Raw genomic sequence first — 17984 nt, 5'->3', positions numbered from 1 at the left:
GCGGCGGCGCTTCTGTGATGAATCGTGCCGAGGCAGGGTCGGACTTCAAGGTCCCGCCCCGGCAAGCGATCACTCAGCCATGTGCAGGTCCGGGAGCTGCTGGCGGAACGCGCGCGTGGCGCTGAGCAGGCAGATGAACCCCAGGCACATCCAGCCGAAGCCGATCATGAAGGTCAGGCCCGACAGGCTCGACCACAGCCAGATGGTGCTGAGGAAGCCCACGGCCGGCAGGACGCCGTAGCTCAGGTAGTTGCGCAGGCCACCGAGCTTCTGATCGACCAGGTAATGCTTGACCACGGCCAGGTTCACGGCCGAGAAGGCGAAGAGCGCGCCGAAGCTGATCATGTTGGCGACGGTATCCAGCGTGACGAACAGTGCAATCAGCGAGAGCAGGCTGATCAGCATGATCGCGGTGGCCGGAACACGCTTCTTCGAGACCAGCTTGCCGAATGCCCGGGGCAGCGCCCCATCGCGCCCCATGGCGAACAGCACGCGCGACACGCTGGCCTGGGAAACCATTGCCGACGCGAAGCAGCCGGCTACGTAGGTCGCGGTGAAGAAGGTCACCAGCCCCTCGCCACCGATGCGGCGCATGACGTCCAGCGCAGCGGAGTCGGCGTCCGTCAGTGCCTGCCATTCCGGGAATACCAGTTGGCCGAAATAGGCCGCGACGATGAACAGCAGACCACCGATCAAGGTCACCAGCATGATCGCCGCCGGAATCTGGCGCTTGGGGTTGGGCGTCTCTTCCGCCATGGTCGATACGGCGTCGAAGCCGAGGAAGGACAGGCACAGCACCGCCGCGCCGGACATGACCAGCGACAGGCTGAAATGCTCGTCATAGATGGGCTGGAGCAGCGAAACCGGCTCCGCCTGCCCGTTCAGTTGGCTCACCGAGAGCGCAATGAACACCACGATGAAGACGACCTGGGCAACGATGAGAATCCAGTTGACGCGGGTGATGGACTCGATGCCGATGAGATTGAGGAAGGTCACCAGGACGATGGACCCCAGGATCCACACCGCCGCGGGGACCGTCGGGAAATACTCGGACATGTAGATGCCGATCAACAGGTAACTGAGTAACGGCAGGAAGATATAGTCGAGCAATAGCGTCCATCCGGCCATGAAGCCGAAATAGGCGCCAAAGGTCTTGCGTGTATAGGTGTAGACCGAACCCGAATAGGGATGGGCTTGAACCATGCGCCCATAACTGTATGCCGTCAGCAACATTGCGGCCAATGTAAAGGCATAGGCACTGGGTAAATGACCCATGGTCATCCGAGTGACCAGGCCATAAGTAGTGAATACCGCCAGCGGCACCATGTAAGCCAGTCCGAAGAGTACGAGCGCGGAAACTCCCAATGATTTTCTGAATGACCGCGGCGCGGTGGATTCGATATGCGGTTGATGGGCTGCAAGGGAACTATCAGTTGCACTTGTTATTTTTTTCATGGCGGACTCGTGGGATTTGAGCGCATGGCGCTCATATGGCGAGGGTTGCTTGATGGTCGAAACTTGCCGCGCACCTGCCGAACGCATGAGCGACGTCAGGCACGTCGATGATTCAGGCGTCCAGCACCGGCTTGCGCGGGGTATCCAGCAAGGTCGATTCCTCGCGGCGCCCCCTCATCAGCTCACGGTTCCTGAGCGGCACCCCGCGCGCCCCTAAGGACGCGTCACCCTGCGCAGCGACAGGGAAGCCGCCGATCCGTGCGCAATCGATGAAGGTCTGCCGGGCGACGAACTGCCGCCGATCATTGAACGGGTGCACCAGGACACTCCTACTTCAGCCGCCTCGAAGGGCGTTGTTGTTTGAATGGGGGGCGGATGGTGCGCCAGCTTCCTGCATAGGAAAAATATTAAAAATATGTTCGAGCCCCATGAAAATAATATTGGGCAGCTGCAGGCGGCATCACATCCGGCCTGGCGCTGAAACAGCGAACAGCGGAAGGAGTTCGACCATGCCGGCTGCCAGGGCTAACTTCCGTGAAGATGAACACCAGGCCTGCATTACCTTCAGCCATTCAAACACTGCCCCATCAAATAAAAAAAACCGCCTCCCCGGGCGAGCAAAATTACCTTGTCTGCCGGTGAGGCCAGAAAAGGTCAACTTCACATCAGGGAGGCGGTAAGAGTTGGTTGCAGGAGTATTTAATCGCACGCCGGCGCCGGACGAAACGAGGTTTTTTGTTGCCGCTAACCAACCAAATCCACGGCTGCCAGGAACTGGCCCTTGCGCTGCGAGCGAGTGCGCCATCGGCGGGTAGTCCCGTCGCCGGTACCGGGCACGTCCGAGCTCACCGGACCAGGGGATTCGGGTGCTCCGGCGGACTTTATGCTTCAGTAGATCCAGATCCCTCTCTTTTTTTCACGCTGCCAGCCCTGCAGCTAAGGAAATCTTAATGCTCATCAGGCATCTGGTGCGCTCTTGTCAGAGGACGCCGGCGGGCTGAGTCATCAGCCTGTCAGCCACTTGAACCATACTTGCCCTTTTGCGGGCACCCGCCTTTCCACATCCTGACGATTAGAGACCTGATCATGGCCCTCCTCTTCACCCCATCGCCAGGCCTGCGTGATGCCGCGCCCAATCGCTGGGACTGGATCCTCCTGCCGCTGGTGCTGGCCCTGCTGGTGCTCGCCGCCTATGGCGCCATGCAGATGAGCCGGCCATTCGTGGTCGGTCAGACGCTACCGATCAGCCTCGATCCGCTGTACCTGCCCTACTACCTGCTGCGCACCATCCTGCGGATGTTCACCGCGCTGGGCTTCTCACTGCTGTTCGCCTTCGCCTTCGCCGCGCTGGCAGCCAAGTACCGTGCCGCCGAGAAGGCGATGATCCCGTTGCTCGACGTACTGCAGTCGGTGCCGATCCTCGGCTTCCAGGCGATCGCCATCGCGCCCTTCATCGCGCTCTTCCCCGGTAACCTGCTGGGCGTGGAGTGCGCGGCGGTGTTCGCCATTTTCACCTCCCAGGCATGGAACATGGCGCTGAGCCTGTACCAGTCGTTCCGCACCGTGCCGCCGGAACTGAACGAGGCGGCGCGGATCTTCCGCCTCTCCGCCTGGCAGCGCTTCTGGCGCCTGGAGTTGCCCTTCGCCATGCCCGGGCTGCTGTGGAACATGATGATGTCGATGTCCGGCGGCTGGTTCTTCCTGGTCGCCGCCGAAGCAATCTCGGTAGCCGGCCAGGACATCAAGCTGCCCGGCATCGGTTCCTACATCGCCGTGGCCATCGACCAGCGCGATCTCGGCGCCATCGTCTGGGCCATCGGCGCCATGCTCGCCGGCATCCTGCTCTACGACCAGCTGTTCTTCCGCCCGCTGCTGGCCTGGGCCGACCGCTTCCGCTTCGAGGAATCCCAGGGCGACACCGCGCAGCGCTCCTGGCTGCTCGACTGGGCCCGCCGCACCCGCTGGCTGAGCGCGCTCGGACAGCGCATGGCGGACGCCTTCCAGCGCGCCATGGGCTGGTTCGCCCAGCGCCACGACGGCACCCGCCCGCGGCGCGCCTGGTTGCGCCTGCCCGATTGGTGGCCGCGTGCCTGGGACGTCTTCCTGGTGCTGGTCTGCGCCTTCGCCTTCTTCCGCCTGGGCCTGTTCGTGCATCAGGACGTGGGCTGGGGCGAGGCCCTGCACGTGGCCGGGCTCGGCCTGATCACCCTGTGCCGGGTGATGCTGCTGATCGGCCTCGCCTCGCTGGTATGGGTCCCACTGTCGATCTGGATCGGCCTGCGCCCGCGCTACTCGCAGAAGGTCCAGGCGCTCGCCCAGTTCCTCGCCGCCTTCCCGGTCAACCTGCTGTTCCCGCTGGTGGTCATGGCGCTGGTGCACTTCCAGCTCAACCCGAATATCTGGCTGAGCCCGCTGATGGTGTTCGGCACCCAGTGGTACATCCTCTTCAACGTGGTCGCGGGCGCCGCCACCATCCCCTACGAACTTCGCCTGGCCGCCGACAACCTCGGCCTGCGCGGCTGGCTGAAATGGAAGCGCGTGTACCTGCCCGCGGTCTTCCCCAGCTTCGTCACCGGCGCCATCACCGCCAGCGGCGGCTCGTGGAACGCCAGCATCGTCGCCGAGTACGTCACCTGGGGCGACACCTCGCTGGTGGCCAACGGCCTGGGCAGCTACATCAAGCAGATGACCGACGCCGGCGACTTCCACCGCATCGCCCTGGGCATCGGCGTAATGTGCATCTACGTGATGCTGCTTAACCGCTTCTTCTGGCGCCGCCTGTACGTGATGGCCGAAAACCGTCGTTAAGGACCTGAGATGAAACAACCCCTGATCGAACTCAAGGCCGTCAACAAGGCCTTCCAGGCTTCCGACGGCACGCCGCGCACCGTGCTGGAGAATGTCGACTTCCACCTCGATGAGCGGGAGATCGTCGCCCTGCTCGGCCGCTCCGGCTCGGGCAAGTCGACTCTGCTGCGGATCATCGCCGGCCTGGTCGGCGCCGACCAGGGCGCGGTCAGCTACCGTGGCCAACCGATCCATGGGCCGGTGGCGGGCGTGGCCATGGTCTTCCAGTCCTTCGCGCTGTTCCCCTGGCTGACCGTGCAGCAGAACGTCGAGCTGGGCCTGGAGGCCCAGGGTGTGAGCCTCGCCGAGCGCGCCCGGCTGGCCAACGCGGCGCTGGAGCTGATCGGCCTGGCCGGCTTCGGCGGCGCGCTGCCGCGCGAGTTGTCCGGTGGCATGCGCCAGCGCGTGGGCATCGCCCGCGCCCTGGTGATGAACCCCGAGGTGCTGCTGATGGATGAGGCCTTCTCGGCGCTCGACGTGCTCACCGGCGAAACCCTGCGCGACGACATGCTCGAACTCTGGGAGGAACACCGCATCACCACCCGCTGCATCCTCGTGGTGTCGCACAACATCGAGGAGACGGTGATGATGGCTGACCGTATCCTCATCCTCTCCAGCGATCCGGGACGGGTGCGCTCGGAGCTGTGCATCGACCTGCCACGCCCGCGCAACGCCGACTCGGCAGAGGTCCGCGCGCTGGTGGACGAGGTCTACGCGCTCATGACCCAACGTCCGGAAGTCGCTGCTGTCGAAGGTGCACCGCCGGCGGTGGAACTGGGCTACCGCTTGCCCGATGCCGACATCGCGCGACTGGAAAGCGTGCTCGAACTGATCGCCGGCGAGCCCTTCAACGGCCAGGCCGACCTGCCGCACCTGGCCGAGGAGACCGAGTTGCCCGACGAGGTCCTGTTCCCGATCTACGAGGCCCTCGGCCTGCTCGGCTTCAGCCAGGTGATCGAGGGTGACATCCGCCTGACCCGCCAGGGCCGCAACTACGTCACGGCCCGCCAGGCGCGACGCCAGGACCTGTTCGCCCGCCAGTGCCGCAACCGCGTGGCGCTGATCGGCTACCTCCTCGACAGCCTGCACCTGGAGCCCGGCGGCCTGCAGGAGAAGGTCGTGCTCGATCGCCTGGAAGAGTACATGGACGCCGACGAAGCCGAACGGGTGCTCAAGGTCGCCATCGAGTGGGGCCGTTACGCCGAACTCTATGAGTACGACTTCCACACCCGTCGCCTGACGCTGGCACGGGAAACCACGAACGAGAGCTGATGCCGGCCTTCCTCCGGGCTCGACGCCAGCCTCGGCGGCTGGCGTCGCACGTCATGACGCTCAGGCCCTGACCTGACGCACCGGCGCACGGCTGCGCTGCTGCTCCTCCCAGTCTTCCACCACGCCCACCGGCACGTTCGCCGGCGCCAGCATCTGGCGGCCGCGCACCAGGTCGGAGGCGCGCTCGGCGAGCATGATGGTCGGTGCGTTGAGGTTGCCGTTGGGCTCGGTGGGGAACACCGACGAGTCGATCACCCGCAGGCCCTGGATGCCGCGCACGCGCAGTTCGGAATCGACCACCGCCAGCTCGTCCTCGCCCATGCGGCAGGAGCCGCAAGGGTGCATGGTGCTCTCCATGTTGGCGCGGACGAAAGCGTCGATCTCCTCGTCGGTCTGCACCTGCGGGCCGGGCGCCAGTTCCTCGCCACGGAAGCGGTCCATGGCCGGCTGGCCGATGATCTCGCGGGTCAGGCGCACGCAGCGGCGGAAGCCCTCGCGGTCCTCCTCGCTCTCCAGGTAGTTGAAGCGGATTTCCGGGTGCTGGTACGGGTCGGCCGAGACGGCGCGCACGTAGCCGCGGCTCTTGGGCTTGTTCGGCCCGGTGAGGATCATGAAGCCGTGGCCCTTGAACGGCTTGTCACCGTCGTAGCGCATGGCGGCGGGCAGGAAGTGGAACTGGATGTCCGGCCAGCGCAGCCCTTTGGAGGAACGGATGAAGCCGCCGGCCTCGAAGTGGTTGCTCGCGCCCAGGCCGTCCTTGAACAGCAGCCAGCGCAGGCCGATCAGCGCCTTGCCCAGCAGGCTCATCTTGCCGTTGAGGGTGACCGGTTCCTTGCAGGCGTACTGGATGTAGATTTCCGAGTGGTCCTGCAGGCTCTCGCCGACGCCGGGCAGGTCGTGCTGCACCTCGATGCCGGCCTTGCGCAGCACCGCCGCCGGGCCGATGCCGGAGCGCTGCAGCAGGTGCGGCGAGCCGATGGGGCCGGAGCTGACCAGCACTTCGCGATTGCAGTAGACAGTGTGGGTCTTGCCGCCCTGGTCGTACTCCACGCCGATGGCGCGCTTGCCTTCGAGGAGGATGCGGCGGGTCATGGCGTGGGTCACCACGGTGAGGTTCGGCCGCTCCATGGCCGGGCGCAGGTAGGCGTTGGCGGTGGACCAGCGCACGCCGTCCTTCACCGTCATGTGCATGGCGCCGAAACCTTCCTGCATGTAGCCGTTGCAGTCATCGGTCTTGATGTAGCCGGCCTCGGCGCCCGCCTCGACCCAGGCGCCATACAGCGGGTTCTGCATGTTGTTGCCGTTGTTGGTGGACAGCGGACCTTCGGCGCCACGGTAGTCGTCGCCGCCGAACTTGTAGCCCTCGGCGCGCTTGAAGTACGGCAGGCAGTTGCGATAGCCCCAGCCCTTGGCGCCAAGGGATTCCCACTCGTCGAAGTCATAGGCGTGGCCACGGATGTAGACCAGCCCGTTGATCGACGAGGAACCGCCCAGCACCTTGCCGCGCGGGCAGTGCAGGCGACGGTTGTCGAGGTGCTTCTCGGCGGCGGTTTCGTAGCGCCAGTTGTACTTCTTGGTGTTCATCGGGATGGAGAAGGCGCTGGGCATCTGGATGATCACGCTGCGGTCGCTGCCGCCGAATTCCAGGACCAGGACCGAGGTACGCGGGTCTTCGCTCAGGCGATTGGCCAGGACGCAGCCGGCCGAACCCGCACCAATGATGATGTAGTCGTATTTGTTGGTCATTTCGGATCTCGCTGGGCGCGGGGTCGCGCCGTTCGGTTACCAGGCCTTGCCGGTGGAGAAATGCGGCGTGGTGCTTTCGATCTGGCGAATCAGCTGTTCCTCTTTCGCAAGGTCCAGCGACAGGCACAGCAGGTAGTAGGCGATGCCGGAGACGATCAGCCCGACCAGCCAGGCCATGTCGACGCCACCGATCATCCGCGCCAGGGGGCCGACGAAGATCTCGTCGGTGCCGTTGTAGATGGTGAAGAACGGGATCATCACCACGAAGCCGATCAGGTAGGCGATCAGGCCACGGCTGCCCCAGTGGCCGTAGATGTTGTCCTGCGGCAGGAAGAAGTGCGGGATGGCGTAGCGGCCCTTGCGCACGAAGAAGTAGTCGGTGAGGTTGACGGCGGTCCAGGGCACCAGGAAGTACAGCATCACCACCAGGTACATGTTGAGCACCGACAGGCCCGAGCCCGAGGCGTTGATGGCGACGGCCATGCCCAGTTGCAGCAGCACCACGAAGAGGATCGCCCAGATGCGCACGCGGGGGGTCGGCTTGATCTTCTTGAACGAGTCGACGCCGGTGAGGGTGGTGAGCTTGGCGCTGTAGATGTTCATCGCAATCACCGGCAGGAACGCCAGGATGGTGAGCGCCACCATCAGGGTGCCCAGCTGCGGCGCGAAACCGGCGCCCACGGCATTCAGCGCGACCAGCACATCGGTGGTGTGCAGGTGCTCGGCCAGCCAGCCGCCGACGGCGATCATCCATGCGCCGGACAGCGAGGCACCGAGGAACACGGCGAGGATCAGCTTGCCGCTGGAAGTGTTCTTCGGCAGGTAGCGCGAGTAGTCCGAGACATAGGGCGCGTAGGCGATGTTGTAGCTGGCGCCGGCGGCGAACTGGGCGACGAAGCCGACCCAGGTGAAGCCCAGGGCGACAGCCTCGGTGCTACCCGCCGGCGTCGGCGCGGACTGCACCCAGCCCATCAGCACGGCGAGCGAAAGCAACCCGTAGAGCGGCAGCGAGAGGAACAGCGACCACTTGAAGGTACGGTGCATCCAGTCGTGGCCGAGGATCGCCAGCAGGGTCGCCGGCACCGTAACCGCCAGGGCCACCTGCATCGGTCCCCAGTGGAACAGGGTGTTGAGCCCCTGCATCATCAGCACCAGGTTGACGATGTTGAAGCCAGCGAAGACGAACAGCGTGGCGAACAGCACCAGGATGACCCCGCGATAGCCGAACTGCGCGCGCGACTGGATCATCTGCGGCAGGCCCAGGTGCGGACCCTGGGAGCCGTGGAAGGCCATGAACAGGGTGCCGAACATGATGCCGAGGGTGCCGGCGATCATGGTCCACAGCGCGTTGAGGCCGACGCTGGGGCCGACGAAGCCGATGGTCATGGTGAAGAACGTGAAGTTGCCGACGAACCAGAACGGTCCCTGGGTCGACAGCTTGTCGGTACGCTCGTGCTCCTCGATGAAATCGATGGAGTGCCCTTCAATTTCCAAGCCGCGCGCGCCTTCGGAAAGGGGGGCGGACTGCGATTCTGCTTTCATGGTTCTCTCCGGATTGTTCTTGTATGGAGTCTCACCAGCAGACACTGCACCTGAAATCCAGTCTGTTACGACGCAGGCTCCAGGTACAGCGCCTCATGCATCAACGGTATGGCGTTTTGCTAGACCGCCCGATCAGGGCAGTGTGATCCACACCGCCTTGGTTTCCAGCAGGTAATCCAGCTGCTCCGATCCCATGTCCTTGCCGTAGCCGGACTGCTTGTAGCCGCCGAAGGGCATCGAGGGATCGAGGGTGCTGTGGGCGTTGACGTAGACGGTGCCGGCACGCAGACGCGGGATCAGCGTGTGGACCTTGCCCAGGTCGTTGGAGTAGATGGCCGCCGCCAGGCCGAAGTCGGAATCGTTGGCCAGAGCCAGCGCCTCTTCCTCGTCGTCGAAGGACGCGGTGACCAGCACCGGGCCGAAGATTTCCTCGCGGACCACGCGCATGTCATTGCGGCAGTTGGCGAAGATGGTCGGCTGCACGAAGAAGCCCGGACCCTCGACTACCTCGCCGCCGAAGTAGACCTCGGCGCCCTCTTCCTTGCCGGCCTGGATGTACGCCAGCACGCGCTCCTGCTGCTGCCGGGAGACCATCGGGCTGATAAAGCAGTCGGGGTCCAGGCCCGGCGCCAGCTTCAGGCTCGCGGTGTAGTCGGCCAGCTCGCGCAGGAACTCGTCGTAGACGCTACGGTGCACATAGGCTCGGGTGCCGGCGTCGCAGACCTGCCCGGAGTTGAAGAACACGCCGTTGGCCACCGCCTGGGCGGCGGCCTTGATGTCGGCGTCGGCGCAGACGATCACCGGTGACTTGCCGCCCAGTTCCAGGGTCAGGCGCTTCATCTGGTCCATCGCCGACTTGCCGACGTTGCAGCCTACCGGGGTGGAACCGGTGAAGCTCAGTTTGTCGATGCCCGGATGCTCAGCCATCGCCGCGCCGACTACGCTGCCGCGGCCGGTGACGATGTTCACCACGCCATCGGGAATCCCGGCATCCTGCACCAGCTCGGCGAAACGCAGCGCCGACAGCGAGGTCAGTTCGGCCGGCTTGACCACCACGGTACAACCCACCGCCAGCGCCGCGCCGAGCTTCCAGGCCATGGTCTGCAGCGGGAAGTTCCACGGCACGATGACGCCGACCACGCCCACCGGCTCCTTGCGGGTGTAGGCCAGGTAGTTGCCCGGCAGCGACGGTTCGACGGTGCGGCCGTGGATCTTGCTGGCCCAACCGGCGAAGTAGCGGAAGGTATCGATGGTGCCCTGGATGTCCACCGCGCGGGCCTGGACGACGGACTTGCCCATGTCGACCGATTCGATCTCGGCCAGCTCGTCGCCGTTGGCCTCGATCAGGTCGGCCAGGCGATGCAGCAGGCGCTCGCGCTCCAGCGGCTTGAGCTGGCTCCAGGCGCCGCTGTCGAACTGCGCGCGGGCGGCCTGCACGGCGCGGTCCAGGTCCGCCGCGGTGCCCATGGGGATGCGGGTCAGCGCGGTCTCGGTGGAGGGCTCGATGACCTCCGCCGTGGCGCCGTCGCTGGCGTCTACCCAGGCGCCGCCGATGAACATCTTCTGCGCCTTCGACAGGAAGCGTTGGGTGGCTTCGGAAATGCCGAAGCGCTGCAGATACTCTTTGACCTTGGTGTCCACTCTCATGTCCTCGTAACGGGGCGGGCCGGGACGCCCGCCGCTTGCATGACGGTTGCCGGGCTCAGCGGGCGCGAGCGCGGGCGTGGAAGATGAAGCCGATGCTGTTCATCAGCAGCTGCGCGGCGAGGATCGAGGTGACGCCGGCGGGGTCGTAGGCCGGCGCGACTTCCACCAGGTCCATGCCGATGATGCGGCCGTGACTGCGCTTGGCCAGCGCCTGGATGATTTCCAGCACCTCGTAGTACTGGAAGCCGCCGTGGCTGGGGGTGCCGGTGCCGGGGGCGATGGACGGGTCGAAGCCGTCGATGTCGATGGTGATGTAGTAGTTGCGGTCCTGCGGGATCATGTCGACCACCGCCTCGCAGCCCAGGCGACGTACGTCGCGCACCGAGAGGATCTGCGAGCCGGAGTCGCGGGCGGCGTCGTAGTCGGCGCGGTTGGACGAGGACACGTTGCGGATGCCCATCTGGGTCATGCCGACGATGTGGTCCATCTCCGAGGCGCGGCGCAGCGGGTTACCGTGGCCGTAGCGCACGCCGTGGCGCTCGTCGACGAAGTCCAGGTGCGCGTCGAAGTGCACGATGTGGATCGGCCCGCGCCCTTCGAAGGCCTTGATCACCGGCGCGTGGATCGAGTGGTCGCCGCCCAGCACCACCGGCATGGCGCCGGACGCGAGGATCTGGCGCACGGCGGATTCGATGTTGGCGTTACTGGTCTCCATGTCGGTGTGCACGATGTCAGCATCGCCCACATCCACCATGCGCACCTGGTCTTCGGTCAGGTAGGTGGCGTCGTCTTCGTGGTCATAGGCGCCGGCATGGCCGAAGGAGAATAGCGTGGATGCCTCGCGGATGCCGCGCGGTCCGAAACGGGCGCCGGAGCGCCACTGGGTGCCCATGTCGTTCGGTGCGCCGAGGATGGCCACGTCGGCGTCGATGGCGTTCCAGTCGGTGCAGATCGGCGATTTGGCGAAGGTGCAGTGCCCGACGAAGGGCAGGTTCAGGCGGCCGGACTCGTAACCGTGCTTTGCCATGGTCGTGCTTCTCCATTTCTTGTTCTGTTGAGGAGGTGGGGCGCGGGGAGCGCCCTTGGACCGACTATGGGCGCGGGTGGCCTGTAGAAAAATGCGCAAGTTCAGATACTCACATCGGCCTTGCCGAAGTAACCGCCGTTCCCCTTCTCTAGCTTTCGCGCGCCCGCGCAGGTGTCTAGAACGGCCATTTCCAGCCACACCCAGGTAGACCAAACCCTACGACTCATCGGCTCTTCGCAGTCCGAGCGAGTGTTCTTGCAGCACCGTATCCGTTGCGATTCGCGGCGCCGCCGGTTTAACTTGAAAAAAACAATTCGATCCCGCGCTCATATCAGCCCAGGCGATGTGAGCAGCCGGACAGGAGACCCCCGGTGATCCAGCTTCACGACGTCGATCTGAAACTCCTCAGGGTATTCGCCACCATCGTCCGCTGTGGCGGCTTCTCCGCCGCCCAGGCCGCGCTCAACACCGGCCAGTCGACCATCAGCGAACAGATGACGCACCTGGAGACGCGCCTGGGGGTCAAGCTCTGCCAGCGCGGGCGCAGCGGCTTCCGCCTCACCGAGCAGGGCGTCGCCATCCACGAGGCCACCCAGCGCCTGCTGGGCGCGGTAGAAAGCTTCTGCATGGACACCGACGTGCTCAAGCAGCACATCAGCGGCATGCTCAACCTGGGCATCATCGACTCCACCCTGACCGACCCCGACTCGCCCCTGCCGCGCACCACCCAGCGCTTCGTCTCGCGCGGCCACGACGCTCACCTGAACGTCTACATCGGTGCGCCGGCCGAGCTGGAAGAGCGCGTGCTGGACGGTCGCCTGCACCTGGCCATCGGGCACTTCCCGCTGCGTGTCGCGGGGCTGTCCTACCTGCCGCTCTACCAGGAGGCCCTGGGCCTGTACTGCGGCCGCCGCCATCCGCTGTTCGCCAGCCAGGCGCAGAACGGCCGCCTGCTCGAGGAAGTCCGCAGCAGCCGCATCGTCGCGCGCGGCTACATGCAGCAGTACGATCTGGAACAGCTGGGCGTGAGCAAGGCGGCGGCCACCGTCGAGAACATCGAGGCGGCGGCGATCCTGATCATTTCGGGTGCCTACATCGGCTTCCTTCCGGCACACTTCGCCGAGCAGTGGGTGAAGACCGGCGAGATGCGCCGCCTGGGCGCCAGCGCGCTGAACCTGATGTCGCCGTTCGACGCCATCACCCGACGTGGCGTGGCGCCGCCGCCGATCCTGCGGGCGTTCCTCGAAGACCTGGCGGCCTGTTCGCGCCAGCCCGGCCACGCCTGACCCCACACCCGATTCAGCCTTTTCGCAGGACCCTCCATGCGCATCCACGTCAGCTTCATCGACCGCGTCGGCATCACCCAGGAAGTCCTGGCCCTGCTGGTCGGCCGCAACCTCAACCTCGATGCCGTCGAGATGGTGCCGCCGAACGTCTACATCGACGCCCCGGCACTGAGCTTCACGGTGCTCGACGAACTGCGCGGGGCACTGTTGCAGGTGCGCGGCGTGGAAGCGGTGACCGTGGTCGACATCCTCCCCGGCCAACGCCGCAGCCTGCAGCTGGACGCCCTGCTGGCGGCGATGAGCGACCCGGTGCTGGCGGTCGACACCGAAGGCCGCGTGCTGCTGGCCAACCCTGCGCTGTTGCAGTTCTGCGAGCAGCCGCCGGAGGGCCGCCTGCTGTCCGAGCTGTTCGACGACCCGGCGCTGGCCGCCACCCTGGTGGAACAGGGATTCCGCGTACCGCTGGGCGAAGTCACCCTGCGCGGCCAGGCGCTGCTGCTCGATGCCACGCCGATCCACGAGAACGACAACCTGACCGGCGCCCTGCTCACCCTCTATCCGCCGAACCGCATCGGCGGCCGCCTGGCCGCACTGCACCACGACCACGCCGAAGGCTTCGACGCGCTGATCGGCGACTCGCAGCCGGTGCGCGCACTCAAGGCCCGCGCCATGCGGGTGGCCGCGCTGGACGCGCCGCTGCTGATCCACGGCGAGACCGGCACCGGCAAGGAACTGGTGGCCCGCGCCTGCCACGCCGCCAGCGCGCGCAGCGCCCAGCCCTTCCTCGCGCTGAACTGCGCCGCGCTGCCGGAAAGCCTCGCCGAGAGCGAACTGTTCGGCTACGCCCCCGGCTCCTTCACCGGCGCCCAGCGCGGCGGCAAGCCCGGCCTGCTGGAACTGGCCCACCAGGGCACGGTGTTCCTCGACGAGATCGGCGAGATGTCGCCCTACCTGCAGGCCAAGCTGCTGCGTTTTCTCAGCGACGGCTGCTTCCGCCGCATCGGCGGCGACCGCGAGGTGAAGGTCGACGTGCGCATCCTCAGCGCCACCCACCGCGACCTGGAGAAGATGGTCGGCGAAGGCAGCTTCCGCGAAGACCTGTTCTACCGCCTCAACGTGCTCAACCTGGAAGTGCCGCCGCTGCGCGAGCGCGGCCAGGACATCCTGCAACTGGCCCGGCACTTCATGCAGCACGCCTGCACGCAGATCCAGCGCCCGCCCTGCCGACTGGCCGCCAGCGCCTTCCCCGCGCTGCTCGGCAACCGCTGGCCGGGCAACGTGCGCCAGCTACAGAACGTGATCTTCCGCGCCGCCGCCGTGTGCGAGGGCACGCTGGTGGAAATCCACGACCTGGACATCGCCACCGCCGTGGCGCCCCTGGCCAGCGGCGAGATCGGCAGCCTGGAAGAAGCCGTCGAAGGCTTCGAGAAGGACCTGCTCAGCCGCCTCTACGGCAGCTACCCCTCCACCCGGCAACTGGCCGTGCGCCTGAGCACCTCGCACAGCGCCATCGCCACCCGCCTGCGCAAGTACGGCATTCCCGGCAAGGCCTGACCGCAGCGGAAGCGCTCAAGGACGGACCTTCCAGACAATCGTATTGAATTAAATACATCGTACATATTTCAATACAGACAGCTCCCCGCCTAGCCCTGCGCGGCCTGACCACAGGCCGCTGCCGACCGATCAGGGTCATGTGTATTGAATTCAATACACATGCATCACCAAAAATCTTCCATATAAATCATAACCAATTGATTTATATGTAAAAAATAAAACTGGCATCCACCTTGCTCTCTCCTCCTCGACACCGCTCGTAACCCGACACGAGCCAACCCCAATCGCCTGCCCGAAGAAGCGGCGAGTCTGACCCCGAGGAGTTCCCATGAGCCAAGTGCGCTTTACCGTCGAACACGAATGGCTGCGTCTGGATGCCGATGGCCTGATCACCGTCGGCATCACCCACCATGCCCAGGAAGCCCTCGGCGACGTGGTCTTCGTGCAACTGCCCGAGCCGGGCACCTACGGCGCCGGCCACGAAGTATCGACCGTGGAGTCGGTGAAGGCGGCCAGCAACATCCTCATGCCGCTGGACGGCGAAGTGGTCGAAGTGAACACCACCCTCGAAAGCTCTCCGGAGTTGGTCAACGAGGACGCGCAGAACGGCGGCTGGTTCTTCCGCATGCGCCCCAGCGACGCCGACCAGTTCTCCGCGCTGCTCGACGAAGCCGCCTACCAGCAACTGATCAGCGCCTGAGGAATCCACCATGGCCAGCCATGACAATGTCCTGGGCACCCAGGACGAATTCGTCGCCCGCCACATCGGCCCGCGCGACAACGACGTCCGCGCCATGCTCGAACTGCTCGGCTATGCCGACCTCGAAGCTCTGACCGCCAGCGTTATCCCCGACAGCATCAAGGGCAGCAGCGTGCTGCCGCTGGGCGCCGGCCAGAGCGAGGCCGACGCGCTCGCCGCGATCAAGGCCATCGCCGGCAAGAACCAGCTGTTCAAGACTCACATCGGCCAGGGCTACTACCCCTGCCACATCCCGGCGCCGATCCTGCGCAACCTGCTGGAAAACCCGGCCTGGTACACCGCCTACACCCCCTACCAGCCGGAAATCTCCCAGGGCCGCCTGGAGGCCCTGCTGAACTTCCAGACCCTGGTCAGCGACCTGACCGGCATGCAGATCGCCAACGCCTCGCTGCTCGACGAAGCGACCGCCGCCGCCGAGGCCATGACCTTCTGCAAGCGCCTGTCGAAGAACAAGGCCGCCCAGGCCTTCTTCGTCTCCGCGCACTGCCATCCGCAGACCCTCGATGTGCTGCGCACCCGTGCCGAGCCGCTGGGCATCGAGGTGGTGGTTGGCGACGAGCAGGCGCTGACTGATTTCAGTCCCTACTTCGGCGCCCTGCTGCAGTACCCGGCCAGCCACGGCGACGTGCTCGACTGCCGCGCGCCCATCGCCGGCTTCCACGCCACCGGCGCCCTGGTGGCGGTGGCCGCCGACCTGCTGGCGCTGACCCTGCTCACCCCGCCGGGCGAATTCGGCGCCGACGTAGTGCTCGGCAGCGCCCAGCGCTTCGGCGTGCCGCTGGGCTTCGGCGGCCCGCACGCGGCCTACTTCGCCACCCGCGACGCCTTCAAGCGCGACATGCCCGGCCGCCTGGTCGGCGTCTCCATCGACCGCTTCGGCAACCGCGCGCTGCGCCTGGCCATGCAGACCCGCGAGCAGCACATCCGCCGCGAGAAGGCCACCAGCAACATCTGCACCGCGCAGGTGCTGCTGGCCAACATCGCCAGCATGTACGCCGTCTACCACGGCCCCAAGGGTCTCAAGCAGATCGCCCAGCGCGTCCATCAGCTGACCGCCGTGCTCGCCCTGGGCCTGGCCAAGCTGGGCGTAGCCGTGGAGCAGGACAGCTTCTTCGACAGCCTGACCCTGAACCTCGGCCAGGCCGATCAGGTCACCGCACTGCATGAGCGTGCGCAGGCAGCGCGGATCAACCTGCGCCGCGTCGATACGCAGCGCGTCGGCATTGCCCTCGACGAAACCAGCACCCCGGCGGATGTCTCGCAACTCTGGGCACTGTTCACCAACGGCCAGGCCGCGCCGGACTTCACCGCCCTCGCCGCTTCCGCCGCCAGCCGCCTGCCGGCCGCGCTGCTGCGCCAGTCGGCCTTCCTCGAACACCCAGTGTTCAACCGCTATCACTCGGAAACCGAGCTGATGCGCTACCTGCGCAAACTGGCGGACAAGGACCTGGCGCTGGATCGCAGCATGATCCCGCTGGGCTCCTGCACCATGAAGCTGAACGCCGCCAGCGAGATGATCCCGGTCACCTGGGCGGAGTTCGGCAACCTGCACCCCTTCGCCCCCGCCGAACAGGCCGAGGGCTACCGCGAGCTGACCGACGAGCTGCAAGCCATGCTCTGCGCCGCCACCGGCTACGACGCCGTGTCGCTGCAGCCCAATGCCGGCTCCCAGGGCGAATACGCCGGTCTGCTGGCGATCCGCGCCTACCACGCCAGTCGTGGCGACGCTCACCGCGACGTCTGCCTGATCCCGTCCTCCGCCCACGGCACCAACCCGGCCACCGCACAGATGGCCGGCATGCGCGTGGTGGTCACCGCCTGCGACGCCAAGGGCAACGTCGACATCGCCGACCTGCGCGCCAAGGCCGAGGAACACCGCGAGCGCCTGGCCGCGCTGATGATCACCTACCCCTCGACCCACGGCGTGTTCGAGGAAGGCATCCGCGAGATCTGCGCCATCGTCCACGACAACGGCGGCCAGGTGTACATCGACGGCGCCAACATGAACGCCATGGTCGGCCTCTGCGCGCCGGGCAAGTTCGGCGGCGACGTCTCCCACCTGAACCTGCACAAGACCTTCTGCATTCCCCACGGCGGCGGCGGTCCGGGCGTCGGTCCGATCGGCGTGAAAGCCCACCTGGCACCCTTCCTGCCGGGCCACGGCGAGCAGCTGGAACGCAAGGTCGGCGCGGTGAGCGCGGCGCCCTTCGGCAGCGCCAGCATCCTGCCGATCACCTGGATGTACATCCGCATGATGGGCGGCGCCGGCCTGCGCCGTGCCTCGCAGCTGGCGATCCTCAACGCCAACTACGTGGCCCGCCGCCTGGAAGAGCATTACCCGATCCTCTACAGCGGCGGCAACGGCCTGGTCGCCCACGAGTGCATCCTCGACCTGCGCCCGCTCAAGGACAGCAGCGGGATCAGCGTCGATGACGTGGCCAAGCGCCTGATCGACTACGGCTTCCACGCCCCGACCATGTCCTTCCCGGTGGCCGGCACGCTGATGGTCGAGCCCACCGAGAGCGAATCCAAGGAAGAACTGGACCGTTTCTGCGACGCCATGATCCGCATCCGCGAGGAAATCCGCGCGGTGGAACGCGGCGAGTTGCACGCCGAGGACAACCCGCTGAAGAACGCCCCGCACACCGCGGCGGAGCTGGTCGGCGAATGGACCCATCCGTACAGCCGCGAGCTGGCCGTGTTCCCGGTCGCCGGGCTGATCGACGGCAAGTACTGGCCGCCGGTGGGCCGCGTCGACAACGTGCATGGCGACCGCAACCTGATCTGCGCCTGCCCGTCGCTGGAAAGCTACCAGGAAGCCTGAAGCCGCTGGCGCGGTCCGGCCAAC

The 17984-nt window shown here is 66.0% G+C and carries 13 protein-coding genes; 6 read left to right on the top strand and 7 right to left on the bottom strand.

Annotation, left to right across the window (positions count from 1 at the left end):
• Window positions 1-69: 69 nt before the first annotated feature.
• The 3 genes from GA645_RS12605 to GA645_RS12595 all read right to left on the bottom strand — a co-directional run bounded on the left by GA645_RS12605 (window position 70) and on the right by GA645_RS12595 (window position 2260).
• Window positions 70-1455, bottom strand: coding sequence for an APC family permease (locus GA645_RS12605; protein ID WP_152223224.1), 1386 nt, complete (start codon window positions 1453-1455; stop codon window positions 70-72).
• 112 nt (window positions 1456-1567) lie between these two features.
• The gene (locus tag GA645_RS12600; protein ID WP_152223222.1) at window positions 1568-1774 is read right to left on the bottom strand and encodes a hypothetical protein; all 207 of its coding nucleotides are present in this window, start codon (window positions 1772-1774) and stop codon (window positions 1568-1570) included.
• A 141-nt stretch (window positions 1775-1915) separates the two neighbouring features.
• The gene (locus tag GA645_RS12595; protein WP_152223220.1) at window positions 1916-2260 is read right to left on the bottom strand and encodes a hypothetical protein; all 345 of its coding nucleotides are present in this window, start codon (window positions 2258-2260) and stop codon (window positions 1916-1918) included.
• Between the two features lie 281 nt (window positions 2261-2541).
• On the opposite strand from GA645_RS12595, the gene GA645_RS12590 reads away from it, so the two are divergent.
• Together GA645_RS12590 and GA645_RS12585 are read left to right on the top strand one after the other, a co-directional pair.
• The gene (locus tag GA645_RS12590) at window positions 2542-4263 is read left to right on the top strand and encodes an ABC transporter permease subunit (RefSeq protein WP_152223218.1); all 1722 of its coding nucleotides are present in this window, start codon (window positions 2542-2544) and stop codon (window positions 4261-4263) included.
• 9 nt (window positions 4264-4272) lie between these two features.
• Window positions 4273-5574 (top strand): nitrate/sulfonate/bicarbonate ABC transporter ATP-binding protein, encoded by a 1302-nt coding sequence (locus GA645_RS12585; protein WP_152223216.1) that lies wholly within the window; start codon window positions 4273-4275, stop codon window positions 5572-5574.
• Window positions 5575-5634: 60 nt separating this feature from the next.
• Here GA645_RS12585 and betA read toward each other — a convergent pair whose 3' ends face one another.
• The 4 genes from betA to speB all read right to left on the bottom strand — a co-directional run bounded on the left by betA (window position 5635) and on the right by speB (window position 11536).
• On the bottom strand, window positions 5635-7320 hold the full coding sequence (gene betA / locus GA645_RS12580) for a choline dehydrogenase (protein WP_152223214.1): 1686 nt from the start codon (window positions 7318-7320) through the stop codon (window positions 5635-5637).
• 36 nt (window positions 7321-7356) lie between these two features.
• Window positions 7357-8862 (bottom strand): cytosine permease, encoded by a 1506-nt coding sequence (locus tag GA645_RS12575; RefSeq protein ID WP_152223212.1) that lies wholly within the window; start codon window positions 8860-8862, stop codon window positions 7357-7359.
• A gap of 132 nt (window positions 8863-8994) precedes the next feature.
• The gene (locus GA645_RS12570; protein WP_152223210.1) at window positions 8995-10503 is read right to left on the bottom strand and encodes an aldehyde dehydrogenase; all 1509 of its coding nucleotides are present in this window, start codon (window positions 10501-10503) and stop codon (window positions 8995-8997) included.
• A gap of 61 nt (window positions 10504-10564) precedes the next feature.
• A complete protein-coding gene (gene speB / locus GA645_RS12565; RefSeq protein WP_152223208.1) occupies window positions 10565-11536 on the bottom strand; it encodes an agmatinase in 972 nt (323 codons plus the stop codon).
• A 371-nt stretch (window positions 11537-11907) separates the two neighbouring features.
• Here speB and GA645_RS12560 point away from each other — a divergent pair, with 371 nt between their 5' ends.
• The 4 genes from GA645_RS12560 (at window position 11908) to gcvP (ending at window position 17960) form a co-directional block, all read left to right on the top strand.
• Window positions 11908-12822, top strand: coding sequence for a LysR family transcriptional regulator (locus tag GA645_RS12560; protein WP_152223207.1), 915 nt, complete (start codon window positions 11908-11910; stop codon window positions 12820-12822).
• 36 nt (window positions 12823-12858) lie between these two features.
• A complete protein-coding gene (locus tag GA645_RS12555; RefSeq protein WP_152223205.1) occupies window positions 12859-14376 on the top strand; it encodes a sigma-54-dependent transcriptional regulator in 1518 nt (505 codons plus the stop codon).
• A gap of 328 nt (window positions 14377-14704) precedes the next feature.
• Window positions 14705-15076 (top strand): glycine cleavage system protein GcvH, encoded by a 372-nt coding sequence (gcvH, locus tag GA645_RS12550; RefSeq protein WP_152223204.1) that lies wholly within the window; start codon window positions 14705-14707, stop codon window positions 15074-15076.
• 10 nt (window positions 15077-15086) lie between these two features.
• Window positions 15087-17960 carry an aminomethyl-transferring glycine dehydrogenase gene (gene gcvP, locus GA645_RS12545; RefSeq protein WP_152223202.1) on the top strand — a complete coding sequence of 958 codons (2874 nt, stop codon included), beginning with the start codon at window positions 15087-15089 and terminating at the stop codon, window positions 17958-17960.
• Window positions 17961-17984: the final 24 nt, after the last annotated feature.

It is taken from the genome of Pseudomonas sp. SCB32 (assembly GCF_009189165.1).
Taxonomy (GTDB): Bacteria; Pseudomonadota; Gammaproteobacteria; order Pseudomonadales; family Pseudomonadaceae; genus Pseudomonas.
The sequence above is the reverse complement of the archived record's forward strand: the minus strand, read 5'-3'. Positions and strand labels throughout refer to the sequence as shown.